General features: G+C 41.3%; 12 protein-coding genes. 10 read left to right on the forward strand and 2 right to left on the reverse strand.

Annotation, left to right across the window (positions count from 1 at the left end; translation table 11 throughout):
• Positions 1–147: 147 nt before the first annotated feature.
• Together ACMUMJ_RS15085 and ACMUMJ_RS15090 are read left to right on the forward strand one after the other, a co-directional pair.
• The gene (locus ACMUMJ_RS15085) at positions 148–600 is read left to right on the forward strand and encodes a YaiI/YqxD family protein (RefSeq protein ID WP_414679676.1); all 453 of its coding nucleotides are present in this window, start codon (positions 148–150) and stop codon (positions 598–600) included.
• Positions 601–719: 119 nt separating this feature from the next.
• On the forward strand, positions 720–2,012 hold the full coding sequence (locus tag ACMUMJ_RS15090; protein ID WP_414679677.1) for an NAD(P)/FAD-dependent oxidoreductase: 1,293 nt from the start codon (positions 720–722) through the stop codon (positions 2,010–2,012).
• A 137-nt stretch (positions 2,013–2,149) separates the two neighbouring features.
• Here ACMUMJ_RS15090 and ACMUMJ_RS15095 read toward each other — a convergent pair whose 3' ends face one another.
• Positions 2,150–3,790, reverse strand: coding sequence for an alpha-glucosidase (locus ACMUMJ_RS15095; RefSeq protein ID WP_414679678.1), 1,641 nt, complete (start codon positions 3,788–3,790; stop codon positions 2,150–2,152).
• 214 nt (positions 3,791–4,004) lie between these two features.
• On the opposite strand from ACMUMJ_RS15095, the gene ACMUMJ_RS15100 reads away from it, so the two are divergent.
• Positions 4,005–5,156, forward strand: a complete 1,152-nt coding sequence (locus tag ACMUMJ_RS15100; protein WP_414679679.1) for an MFS transporter — start codon at positions 4,005–4,007, stop codon at positions 5,154–5,156.
• On the opposite strand, the gene ACMUMJ_RS15105 is transcribed toward ACMUMJ_RS15100, so the two are convergent.
• Positions 5,157–6,032, reverse strand: coding sequence for a LysR family transcriptional regulator (locus tag ACMUMJ_RS15105; RefSeq protein ID WP_414679680.1), 876 nt, complete (start codon positions 6,030–6,032; stop codon positions 5,157–5,159).
• A gap of 92 nt (positions 6,033–6,124) precedes the next feature.
• Here ACMUMJ_RS15105 and leuC point away from each other — a divergent pair, with 92 nt between their 5' ends.
• The 7 genes from leuC to ACMUMJ_RS15140 all read left to right on the forward strand — a co-directional run bounded on the left by leuC (position 6,125) and on the right by ACMUMJ_RS15140 (position 13,055).
• Positions 6,125–7,552, forward strand: coding sequence for a 3-isopropylmalate dehydratase large subunit (gene leuC / locus ACMUMJ_RS15110; RefSeq protein ID WP_414679681.1), 1,428 nt, complete (start codon positions 6,125–6,127; stop codon positions 7,550–7,552).
• Between the two features lie 8 nt (positions 7,553–7,560).
• A complete protein-coding gene (gene leuD, locus ACMUMJ_RS15115; protein WP_414679682.1) occupies positions 7,561–8,208 on the forward strand; it encodes a 3-isopropylmalate dehydratase small subunit in 648 nt (215 codons plus the stop codon).
• 11 nt (positions 8,209–8,219) lie between these two features.
• Entirely contained in the window at positions 8,220–9,296 is a 1,077-nt protein-coding gene (gene leuB / locus ACMUMJ_RS15120; protein ID WP_414679683.1) for a 3-isopropylmalate dehydrogenase, read from the forward strand.
• A 102-nt stretch (positions 9,297–9,398) separates the two neighbouring features.
• The gene (gene asd / locus ACMUMJ_RS15125) at positions 9,399–10,517 is read left to right on the forward strand and encodes an aspartate-semialdehyde dehydrogenase (protein ID WP_414679684.1); all 1,119 of its coding nucleotides are present in this window, start codon (positions 9,399–9,401) and stop codon (positions 10,515–10,517) included.
• Positions 10,518–11,179: 662 nt separating this feature from the next.
• Positions 11,180–11,764: a DJ-1/PfpI family protein gene (locus ACMUMJ_RS15130; RefSeq protein WP_414679685.1), complete on the forward strand. Its 585-nt coding sequence runs from the start codon at positions 11,180–11,182 to the stop codon at positions 11,762–11,764.
• A gap of 128 nt (positions 11,765–11,892) precedes the next feature.
• Positions 11,893–12,513 carry a transglutaminase-like domain-containing protein gene (locus tag ACMUMJ_RS15135; protein WP_414679686.1) on the forward strand — a complete coding sequence of 207 codons (621 nt, stop codon included), beginning with the start codon at positions 11,893–11,895 and terminating at the stop codon, positions 12,511–12,513.
• A 29-nt stretch (positions 12,514–12,542) separates the two neighbouring features.
• Complete coding sequence (locus ACMUMJ_RS15140; protein ID WP_414679687.1) at positions 12,543–13,055, forward strand: hypothetical protein; 513 nt, start codon at positions 12,543–12,545, stop codon at positions 13,053–13,055.
• Positions 13,056–13,175: the final 120 nt, after the last annotated feature.

Below are 13,175 nucleotides of genomic sequence, written 5' to 3' on the forward strand. Positions count from 1 at the left end.
AATAAATGGCCAGCTTATGAGAATAAGCTGGCTTTTTTTGTTTAAACGTCTCGATATTATGAAATTTTATACTTAATTGATTCGATACTGGATAAAGTCGGCTTGAAAGGGAATAATATAAACCATTCATTTTACAAGGGCTTTCTAATGAGAATATGGGTTGACGCTGACGCGTGTCCAAATGTCATCAAAAACATTTTGTTCCGTGCGGCAGAGCGAGTGGAAATACAATGTACTTTGGTTGCTAATCAAATGATTGCCATTCCTCCTTCTCCTTGGATTGATAGGCATCAAGTGTCTCAAGGATTTGATGAAGCGGACAATTACATTGTGGACCACGTTGAGGTAAATGATTTAGTCATCACGGCTGACATTCCGCTAGCTTCCGAGGTGGTTGATAAAAATGCGTTGGCTATTAATCCTCGTGGTGAGATCTATACAAGAGAAAACATTAAACAGAGATTGGCTATGCGCGATTTTATGGAACAGATGCGCAGCAGTGGTGAAAATATCGGCGGCTCAGATACTTTCAATAATCAAGACAAAGCGGCATTTGCTAATTCGCTCGACAAACTTCTGATTAAGATGCGTCAAAGTTAAATTGTTCGTGCTTTTGAGTGCGTGCCTCAAAAGCGTTGAGTCTTACTTTATAAGTACTCTGAAAAGGTGTTTTTTTAAGACATTTTTTCAGATGATTTATAAATTAAAAGGTAAAACTCATGAAAAGAATAGTCGTCGTTGGCGGTGGTGCAGGTGGGCTTGAATTGGTTACCAAGCTCGGGCACAAATTAGGCAAACGTGGGGAGGCTGAGGTCATTCTTATTGATAGAAGTCGTACCCATATCTGGAAACCTTTACTACACGAAGTGGCAACAGGGTCACTAGACATCAACACAGATGGCATTAATTACCGTGCTCATTCTGCAAGACATTACTACCAATACCAACTAGGTACAATGGTTGGCCTAAACGCTAAAGAAAAATCCATAGAGATCGATGCCTTAGTCGATGACGAAGGGCATGAAATTCTTCCTGTTCGTACTCTTTCTTATGACACACTTGTTATTGCCGTTGGTAGTGTCAGCAATGATTTTTCAACACCTGGTGTTAAAGAAAACTGTTACTTCTTAGACTCTCATAAGCAAGCCGAGCGCTTTCAGCAAGCACTACTTAATCAGTTTCTGCGGGTGCATCAAGGTGGAAACAATGATGATATGCTTAAATTAGCCATTGTTGGTGGCGGTGCAACGGGCGTAGAGTTGGCGGCTGAATTGAACCATGTGGCGGATTTACTTAAAGCGTATGGTATGACCAACATGTCCTCGAAGAAAATGGAAATAACGCTCATTGAGGCGGGTGATCGTATTTTACCTGCGTTGCCTGAGAGAATTGCATTGCAGGCTCGCAAAGAGTTGTCGCGTTTAGGCGTTAAAGTGAGTGAAAATACTCGGATTGTAAAAGCCACTGAAGAAGGTTTTTTAACCGCAGCGGAAAATACGCTTGATGCAGATTTGATGGTGTGGGCTGCTGGTGTAAAAGCACCAGATTTTATAAAAAGTATTGATGGGTTAGAAACCAACCGAGCCAATCAAATTGTTGTTAAGCAAAACCTGCAAACAAATGAGTTTGATTCTATTTATGTGATTGGGGATTGTTGTGCTTGTGAATTAGAAGAAGGGCGTTTCGTCCCGCCTAGAGCGCAATCAGCACATCAAATGGCTTCATTAGTCAGTGATAATATTGTGGCGACTTTTACAGACAAACCGTTGAAAGATTTTGTTTATCATGATCATGGCTCACTTGTGAATTTGAGCCGCTACAGTACGGTTGGTAGTTTAATGGGGAACCTTTCAAGTAAATCTATGTTTGTGGAAGGTCGAATTGCTCGATTTGTGTATCTTTCTCTTTATCGGATGCATCAAATTGCGATTCATGGTTGGATTAAAGCATTGCTGATTATGGCTGTTAAGAGAATCAGTAAAGCGGTAAAACCTAAGATGAAATTGCATTAATTTAAATGAAAGCAAGGCGAGTGGTGTTGAATTGCTAGGCTTATTTTTGGATGTGGTTTTACATTAAGAAGCGATCACAATGTTGTGTAATCGCTCCTTTTTTGATGCTCTTATTTAGGGGGGGGGATGAAAAACGATTAGCGAACAGACGCTAATGCAATACTGAATTTACCTAATGATAACTGACTGCCATTAAGCGTTCCTGATGGTAGGTTTAGCGGTAAAGGAAGCAGTTCAATTTTTGCTGGCTTGTCCAAATAGTCATTTAGTTGGATACTTACAGGTGTCTCACCGGTATTGACACCCACTAATGTTTTCACTTTCTCTAAAGTTCTTAGATAGACAAGGACTTTATCGTCGTTATAAAGAAATTCGATCTCACCTTCAATAAACTCTGGGTGGTTTTTGCGCAGAGATAAGAAGTCAGAATAAGCGTTCATCACTGAAGATGGATCGCTTTTCTGTATTTGAATAGATTGTGGTAGATGGCTTTCAGCAACAGGCAGCCAAGGTTTGGCTTGGCTAAATCCACCATTTGTTTCGTCGGTCCATGGTAATGGTGTACGGCAACCGTCGCGCCCTTTGAACTCAGGCCAGAATGTAATGCCGTATGGATCAACCAAATCCTCAAATTCAAGCTCTGCTTCGGCAAGGCCCAGTTCTTCTCCTTGATACAAACACACACTACCACGTAATGTTAACAGCATTGCCATATAAACTTTGGCTTGTTCGTCATTGGGTTTGTTTTCTGACCATCGAGACGCTACTCGATTAACGTCATGGTTGCCTATTGTCCAACAAGGCCATCCATCTCCAAGTGCATTTTCAATAGTTTCCATGGTTGTTCTAACATGATTCATTGATGAGTCTTGTGTTAAAAGGTCAAAGGAATAACACATGTGTAATTTATCGTTCCCTTGGGTGTATTGTGCCATGGTTTTTAGAGAGAAATCACAACCGACTTCACCCACTGTGGTGGTATTTGGGTAACGATCCATTAAGGCTCGAATACGTTTTAAAAATGGAATGTTTTCGGGTTGAGATTTGTCATATAAATGCAATTGGAATGCATAAGGGTTGTCTGGGCGAACGCCAATGCCTCCTTCTAAAATTTCTTCTCTAGGTGGATTGTCTTTTAATTCGGTATCGTGATAGAAAAAATTGGCTGTGTCTAAACGAAAGCCATCAACGCCACGTTTCAACCAAAATTCCAATACATCCATTAGTGCATTGACGACATCTGGGTTATGAAAATTTAAGTCAGGCTGGCTATCAAGGAAATTATGTAAATAGTACTGGCAGCGACGACTGTCCCAGTGCCAAGCTGGCCCGCCAAAAACAGACATCCAGTTGTTTGGTGCTGTGCCGTCTGGTTTTGCGTCGGCCCAGACGTACCAATCGTGTTTTGGGTTGTCGTGGCTTTTACGTGATTCATCAAACCATAAATGTTGGTCTGAGGTGTGGTTTAATACTTGATCGATAATAACCTTTAGGCCAAGAGAGTGGGCTTTGTTAATTAAATTATCAAAATCAGATAACACGCCAAAAATAGGATCGACATCACAATAGTCTGACACATCATAGCCAAAGTCTTTCATTGGTGATGTGAAAAACGGAGAGAGCCAAATTGCGTCTACCCCTAAAGACGCTACGTACTCTAGTTTACTGGTAATGCCTGGTAAATCACCAATTCCATCGTTGTTGGAATCAAAAAAACTACGAGGGTAAATTTGATAAATAACGCCACCGCGCCACCAGTTTGGATTGTCTACTATCATTAAAGATGTGCTCCTAGAGGTTTTTTATAAATTGTGCTTAAAAACATAATGAAAAAATAAGCTATTATAGTGCCAATGTTTTGCATTTGTGGCTACAATATAGGCGTTAAGCTAGTCATATATGCCTAATAATAAAAAGATATCTCTTATCCTTAGCTATACTGCTTTATTGTGATGCTCCCTTTACATATTTCTAAAATTTATTAGGTTACTCATGTTTTCTGCTCGTGCTAGTTCGGTTGCTTGGCCGTTATTTGGTTATTTTTTCTTTTTCTGTAGCTTAAATGGTGTAATGGTGCCATATATTTCGATGTATTATCGATCTATTGACCTTTCTGGTTCTGAAATCGGTCGGATTATGTCTATATTGACACTTTCTACTATTTTAGTACCTCATTTTTGGGGGTGGCTGACAGCTCGCCTAGGTTTGCCTAAATTGTCTCTCCAAATTGCGACAGGAGGGACGTTTATTGCTGTTATTCCTTTCTATTTTGCTCAAGATTATGGCTCTTTTTGGATTCTTACTTTTATATTGGCGCTCTTTTACAGTGCTTTAATGCCGTTGGCGGATTCTTTTGCGTTAAGAAGTATAAGTGGGTTAGGTGTGCCTTATACAAGAGTCAGAGCAGGCGGCTCTTTGGGTTATATTTGCGCTGTCACCTTGTGTGGGTTTCTGGTTTCAAGGATTGGTGTGGGAGTTATTATTCCGCTTATGATGGTTGGTATTGCCATCGCGTTTTCCATAACATTTTTATTAAAAGAAAAGCCTATTCCGTTAGATAAAGGGAAGCAAGTAGGCTCTTTTTGGTCACTTTTCCGATTAAAAGAAGTCCGCTTTTTTCTGTTGATCGCGTTTTTATCTTATATGGCACATGCGCCGTACAATGTTTTTATTGCGCTACATCTATCCAATGCAGGGTATTCAGGTGAACAAATAGGCTTACTGATTTCATCTGGTGTGATAATGGAGATTGTGCTGTTTTTGTTTTTTGGAAACATCGTTAAACGCTTCTCTGCTGTTCATATCGTAGCCCTTTGTTTTACTCTTGGCATCTGTCGTTGGTTTTTTGTTGGATGGTATGCGGACAGTTTGGTGGTTGTTTTAATAGCCCAGTTAATGCATTGCATTACCTTTGCTCTGTTTCATATGGTGTCGATTGAACAGGTTCATCGACTTTTCCCTGAAAAATACGCGGCGCAAGGTCAGACGATGTACAGTGCGTTTGCTATTGGTCTTGGTGGCGGGAGTGGCATGATTCTCTCCGGTTATATTTGGGAATTGTCCGGAGGCAAAGGTGTCTTCACGTTTGCTGCGATAGTGAGTGCCTTAGCGTTGGTGACTCTTCTTGTGAATCAAAGAGATTAGCTACTTTGCTTCTTCTTTCATAATTTCAATAAACATGTGAGCAGCTCGACTAAGAGTGCGTTGTTTGTGGTAAATAACGCCGAGTTTTCTCGCAGTGTTTAATTCATCTAAATGCAAAATACAAAGTTCATCATTAATCAGTGTAGAGGGGAGCAAAGACCAACCCCAGCCGATGCTGGTTAACATGGTTAGTGTTTCAAAATTATTAGTGCTCATGCGCACATTGGGTTTTAAATCATTTTGTGATAGGACTGAGTCTACCATTTGTCTTGTGAAGGTATTTTGTTTTGGTAGTACGCAAGAGTGACTCGCCAGTTGAATTAAATCTACCGAGCTCATCTGGCTTAATTCATGATCTTTACTTGCGACGCAGACCAGAGGGTCGGACCAAATAGGTATGGATTCAATGGCACTATTGGATTGATTTGAGAGTGTAATGACGGCTAATTCAACGTCCCCTTTCATTACTTGCTGATAAGCGTCTTCTGATTGGGTAAAATCGGCCTTTAGTATGACGTTCGAGAACTCGCGCTGAAAACGTTTTAGTGTTGTAGGTAATCGTCTTAATCCGACGTGATGGCTTGTAGCAATGCGTAGTTCACCACTGATTTCTCCTTCTTTGAGAGACATGCTGCGTTTTATATCCTGCAACTCAAGCGCAATGTTTTTGGCTCTCGGTAATAAACGCACGCCTGATTCCGTTAATTGAACTTTACGACCAATTCGATCAAATAAGCGTGTGTTTAAGCCTTGCTCCAAACTTGCGATGCGTTTGCTGACCGCTGGTTGGGTCACAAAAAGCTTTTCTGCGGCATCAGAAAATGAGCCAGTTTCAGCAACTTTAATAAAGGTAAGCAGTTCAGATATATCCATCATTCCAAAAAATTATCCAAAACATGAAAAATATGAATTTGAGTAATTTAAAGCAAAGCATTAGGATAATCAAATAGTGACTTAGGAGAGAACAAATGTCGGCAAAAACACTTTACGATAAATTGTGGGATGACCACTTAGTACAAGAACGAGATGATGGTAGTGCGTTGATTTATATTGATTTGCAACTATTGCATGAAGTGACTTCACCACAAGCTTTTGAAGGGTTACGTATTGCGGGACGTAAGCCTTGGAGAATCAGTGCTAATTTAGCGACGCCAGATCACAACGTACCTACAACCAATGTAGAGCGTAAAAGCGGCATTGAAGGCATCTCAGACCCTGTTTCAAAAATTCAAGTAGTAACGTTGGATGACAACTGTGATGAATTTGGGATTACTGAATTTAAAATGCAAGACGTTCGTCAAGGTATTGTGCATGTAGTTGGCCCTGAGCAAGGCGCGACTTTACCGGGAACAACGGTTGTATGTGGTGATTCACATACCTCCACTCATGGTGCTTTTGGGGCGTTGGCTCATGGTATTGGAACATCTGAAGTTGAACATGTTTTAGCGACTCAATGTTTGGTACAAAAGAAAAGTAAAAATATGTTGGTTCGTGTAGACGGTACTTTGTCTCCATGGGTTTCAGCAAAAGACGTAGTATTGGCCATTATCGGTGAAATTGGTACGGCTGGTGGTACGGGCTATGCGATTGAATTTGGTGGTGAAGCAATACAATCGTTATCCATGGAAGGCCGTATGACGGTCTGTAATATGGCCATTGAAGCGGGTGCGCGCGTTGGTTTGATCGCAGTGGATCAGACCACGATCGATTATGTAAAAGGACGTCCTTACGCTCCCAAAGGTGAGCAATGGGATCAGGCGGTAACCGCTTGGAACGAACTGCACTCGGACGATGATGCGTATTTTGACAATGTTGTGGTATTAAAAGCAGAAGACATTAAGCCTCAAGTCACTTGGGGAACGTCGCCTGAAATGGTAATTGCCATTGATCAGCCGATTCCTCGTCCAGAAGATCAAACTGATTTAGGTCTTCAAGAAAGCTATACAAGAGCTTGGAAATACATGGGGTTAGAAGGTAAAAACACCTTAAATGATATTACCCTAGATCGTGTTTTCATTGGTTCATGTACGAACTCACGTATTGAAGATTTACGTGTTGCCGCTGATGTAGTGAAAGGGCGTAAGGTGGCTTCGACATTAAAAGAAGCCATTGTCGTTCCTGGATCGGGTTTGGTTAAAGCACAGGCAGAAGCAGAAGGTTTGGATAAAATCTTTACAGATGCCGGTTTAGAGTGGCGTGAACCGGGCTGTTCTATGTGCTTGGCGATGAATGCGGATAAGTTAGGGAATGGTGAACACTGTGCTTCTACGTCAAACCGTAACTTTGAAGGTCGTCAAGGCTTTGGTGGACGTACTCACTTGGTAAGCCCAGCAATGGCCGCAGCCGCAGCCGTAGCCGGTCATTTTATTGATGTTAATGAATTGGTTAAACACTAGGAGACGATATGCGTCCGTTTACATTACATACTGGATTAGTCGCGCCTTTAGATTTGGCCAATGTTGATACAGATATGATTATTCCAAAGCAGTTTTTAAAATCCATTAAGCGTACTGGCTTTGGTAAAAACTTATTTGATGAACTTCGTTACCAAGATGAAGGTCAACCTGATCAAGATTGTTCGGCTCGTCCTTTAAAGCAAGATTTTGTATTGAATCAAGCGCGTTATAAAGGCGCGAGTGTGTTGATTGCTCGTAAAAACTTTGGTTGTGGCTCGAGCCGAGAGCACGCACCTTGGGCATTAGACGATTATGGTTTTAGAGTGATTATCGCGCCAAGCTTTGCGGATATATTCTTTAATAACTGTTTCAAAAACGGTTTGTTACCAATTGCTTTGACAGAAGAGCAAGTTGAGCAGTTATTTAATGAAGGCGAAGAAACAGAGGGTTACTCTTTAAGCATTGATTTAGAAACACAAACGGTCACAACGCCTTCTGGTGCTCAGTTTACGTTCGATGTTGATTCATTTCGTAAAGAATGTTTGCTGAATGGTCTTGATGACATTGGCCTAACACTTCAGCATGCTGATACAATTCATGCCTATGAAGCCACGCGTAAACAAAAATCACCTTGGTTATTTGCCGATAAAAAATAAGGAATGTAAAAATGACGTCTAGAAATGTATTGATTCTGCCGGGTGATGGCATTGGCCCTGAAATCGTCGAGCAAGCAGTTAGAGTACTTGATAAAGTAAGTGCTAAATTTGATTTGGGGGTTCAGCATGAATCCGCATTAGTAGGTGGATCGGCGTATGATGAAATGGGTTCACCTTTGCCAGAAGCGACATTGAGTAAAGCCAAAGCTGCAGATGCTATTTTGTTAGGCGCTGTCGGTGGCCCTAAATGGGACGGTCTGGATATGGCGGTGCGCCCTGAAAAAGGCCTGTTAGGACTTCGTTCTAATCTGGATCTTTTTTCTAACTTACGTCCAGCTATCTTGTATCCCCAATTAGCGGATGCCTCAAGCTTAAAGCCTGAAATCGTTGCAGGCCTTGATATATTGATTGTACGCGAATTGACGGGTGGGATTTATTTTGGCCAACCTCGTGGTATTCGAACGTTAGAAAATGGTGAGCGTGAAGGTTTTAATACGTACGTATACAACGAGTCGGAAATTCGTCGTATTGCTCATTCCGCATTTTTAGCGGCTCGCCAACGTGGCAAGCGTGTGTGTTCTATTGATAAGTCCAACGTACTAGAAGTGACGGTACTTTGGAAAGAAGTCATGGAAGAAGTGGCCAAAGAATATCCAGACGTCGAATTAAGCCATATGTTGGTCGATAATGCGGCAATGCAATTGGTACGTGCACCTAAACAGTTTGATGTTATGGTAACGGGGAATATGTTCGGTGATATCTTGTCCGATGCAGCGGCTATGCTAACAGGTTCTATCGGAATGCTACCTTCTGCATCATTAAATGCGGATGGTTTTGGCATGTACGAGCCTTGCCATGGTTCTGCACCAGATATTGCTGGTCAAGGTGTTGCTAATCCGCTTGCAACTATTTTATCTGTTGCTATGATGTTGCGTTATTCATTAGACGCAAAAGAAGCAGCGGATGCGATTGAAGCCGCTGTTAGTAATGTGTTGGATCAAGGGTTACGTACTGGTGATATTGCATCTGAAGGAAGCCATATTGTGGGTACAAAAGAAATGGGCGATGCTGTTTTAGCCGCTTTATAATGTATTGAGTTATGCTTTATTCGCGACCAAAACAATCTTTGGTCGCATTCACTGGGGAAACTGCTCTTGGTATGAGTGGGCCCAAACTAAAAGGTAGAAATGATGTCAAAACAGAATGTGGGTTTAGTCGGTTGGCGCGGAATGGTTGGTTCCGTATTAATGCAACGTATGTTGGAAGAGAAAGATTTTGATCATATTGATCCAGTATTTTTCACCACATCACAAACGGGGCAAGCTGGACCAAATATTGGCAAGGATATTCCTCTTTTACAAGATGCAACAGACATTGATGCATTAAAGAAGATGGATATTATTATTACCTGCCAAGGTGGTGACTACACCAAATCTGTTTATCCTGATTTACGTGCAGCAGGTTGGAAAGGCTATTGGATTGATGCCGCTTCTTCTCTGCGTATGGATAAAGACGCCATTATTGTTTTGGATCCAGTGAACCAGAATGTGATTCAACAAGGTATTAAAGACGGCATTAAAACATTCGCTGGTGGTAATTGCACAGTAAGCTTAATGTTGTTGGCACTGGGTGGTCTATTTGAAAAAGGTCACATTGAATGGATGACATCCATGACCTATCAAGCGGCTTCGGGTGGTGGTGCTCGCCACATGCGTGAGCTAATTAACCAAATGGGCGTATTGAAAGAATCCGTAGCGGCGGATTTGAATAATCCTGCAAGTGCGATTCTGGAAATTGATCGTCGAGTTACTGAAACAATGCGTTCGAGCAGCATGCCAGTTGATCAATTTGGTGTTCCATTAGCAGGCAGTTTAATTCCATGGATTGATTCCCAGCTTGATAATGGTCAAAGCCGTGAAGAGTGGAAAGCGCAAGCTGAAACAAACAAAATTCTGGGTAACTTTGGTGCGCCAATCCCTGTTGATGGGCTATGTGTCCGTATCGGCGCGATGCGCTCACACAGTCAAGCGTTTACCATTAAGTTAAATCAAGACATTCCTGTTACAGATATCGAAGGCATGCTAGCTGAGCATAATGATTGGGTGAAAGTTGTACCTAATGATAAGGAACTGACTATGCAGCAACTGACTCCAGCCGCTGCTACAGGCACATTAGATATCCCTGTTGGCCGTATTCGTAAATTGAATATGGGTCCTCAATATATCAGTGCGTTCTCTGTTGGTGATCAGCTTCTATGGGGTGCCGCAGAGCCACTACGTAGAATGTTACGCATATTGCTAGAAGAGTAAATATAGACAGCGAAATGCAGTACTAAAAATCCTAGGCTTGATCTGGGGTTTTTTTTGCCTTTTTATTGAATCGATCGTAATTTCCAGCCAACGAAAGATATTAATGCTATTTTGGCGGACGACTTAAAAATGCTGGTTGTATGTACAGTTTTTGTTGTGGGTTATGAGCTGTGTAGGGTAGGCCGCGGCTTCAGGCCGACAAATCAGCCTCTTTGTTTAATTGAATTACTGTAATGTTCCCTCCCTTATATCTTCCAAGGGTTAGGGAGGGGTAAAACTCACTAGGCCGTAGGCCAGATAAACAACTACAATGAAGCCCTTTTAAAACACACACGCCTTGTGAATAAAAACACAGTCTATTTTTGATGTTGCCAATACCCTGCACGTCTTGCCTATAAAATAACCGTGCCTGTGCTCGAATTGTATTAGCAGAAAAGTGTTTTAGTATCAATGAATAAGCATTAATGGACCGTTCTTTTTCATAAATAACACGCTGTGGATAAAGGATATAACCCGCATGCTTGTCTTTCCTGCTCTTGGCTTTGTGGGAAAGTTTATAATTTTCTTATCCTTCAAATTCTTATAGAGATATTTGAAGGTTTTAGAAAATGTGTAAACACGCATGCGGACTATTAAAATGTTATGAGTAAAAGGAGTATCGGATGAATATTGGAATTTATATATACGAAGAAGCAGAGGTGCTCGATTTTTCTGGGCCTTATGAGGTATTCGCTACCGCATCTAGGCTAAGCGAGGTAGGAGATCCATTGAATGTTTTCCTCGTGGGAGAATCGGATGCCGCCATCAAAGCGAGGGGCGGCTATTTGGTTCTACCAAACTATGGATTTTCCAATCACCCACCTATAGATGTGCTGATCATCGTTGGGGGCGTGCATATTTACGAGATGAAAAAATCTAATGTTATGGAATGGATTTCTAAGCAAGCCAACACCGCATCTACTGTTGCTTCTGTTTGTACTGGTGCTTTTCTACTCGCTGAGGCTGGGGTAATAAAGACTAATAAAGTTACAACTCACTGGGAAGATGTCAATGATCTCAGGAAGTCTTTTCCAAGCCTAGACGTCGTCGAGGGCGTTAGGTGGGTAGACGAGGGTAACCTCTTAACGTCGGGAGGAATATCAGCTGGCATTGATATGAGCCTCTATATTGTGGAAAAGCTGCTAGATAAAGAACTTGCAGAAAAAACAGCTAAACAGATGGAGTTTGCATGGACGAAAAACTCATAACAAGCAGCTGCAAATCGACAATTCACGCGCTGTCAAAATTGCCATGTTCGCAAGCTCACATTGTATGTCAATTTAGCCATCGCGTGAATTGCGATTGAGCTGGGCGTTAGCCGTTCGAGTTTGAGGATATGAACAAATATTTAGCATCTTCAGAATACATAGACTGGGAAAAACCAGAGGTATTCGCACAGGCAAAAGATCTTGCAAGTGGGGCTTCTGAGGCTGAAGAAATTACTCGTAGATGTTTTGAGTTTGTGCGTGACGAGATAAGGCATAGTTGGGATTACGAACAAAACCCCGTAACTTGCAAGGCATCAGATGTCCTCAAACATCGTACGGGTTATTGCTATGCCAAAAGTCATTTGTTGGCCGCACTGTTGCGCGCAAATGAAATTCCAGCAGGTTTATGCTACCAGCGTTTAACTATTACGGACGTTCCGCCGTTTTGTCTTCACGGTCTAAACGCCGTAAATTTAAAAAGCTATGGCTGGTATCGCATAGATGCACGGGGTAACAAACAAGGGGTCTCGGCTGAATTCTGTCCGCCAGTAGAGAAATTGGCTTTTCCTATAGTAACGCACGGTGAAGCCGACTTGCCTGAAATTTGGGCAGAGCCATTGCCAGTTGTTACTGAGGTTCTTATCAATAGTAAAACCTATCAAGATGTCGCTGATAATTTACCAGACATCGAGCTAGTCACGGCTAACAAGTCAATGTTGTCGGACTCGCTAACGCTCGATGCAAATTGAGGCGTTAAATGGCAACTGCAAGGATATGCGTGAATAAATCTCTAAAAATCAAATTAGCTTTATCTCTTTCTATATTAATTGGGCTTGTTGGTTTTCCTGCCAGTCTCATTTTTAGATTCGATTTTTTTATTTTTCCAACATTGTTTATTGGTTTTTTCTTTCCTTTCCTAATGCTTCTAGAATATAAAACTGAGAGGGTTTTGAAAGGTTTGTTTGTAATTCTATATGGCATATTTTGGGGAATCGGAATACCTAAAGTATTTGAACAATATATTCCCGAAAGCTTTGAACAAAACATGGAAATATTTAAAAATTTAGCTGTTTTTGCTTGTTCTGGAGCTGGTGGAAGTATCATTGCTAGTCACTCTGAAGAACAGTATAAAAAAGAAGAGAAACTGGTAGTTGAAGAAATAGTAGTAGATAAAACTCAAAAAATTGAAACACTAATTAGTAGTGTCGAAGACCTTAAAAAAACAACAGTTCGTATACACGTAGCATATGGCGTAGTGCTTTTTATTGGTTTTGTGGTTCTTGCCATTTAACAAGTGACTATGGTGTCAATTCCTAATGTTAAACCATTTTAGGGTTCCACATGACACCATCTCTCACCATCGAATTTATGATCACTACGAGCTTTCTTATACAGGCAATAATGGCGACTT

Source organism: Marinomonas phycocola, assembly GCF_047525455.1.
Taxonomy (GTDB): domain Bacteria; phylum Pseudomonadota; class Gammaproteobacteria; order Pseudomonadales; family Marinomonadaceae; genus Marinomonas.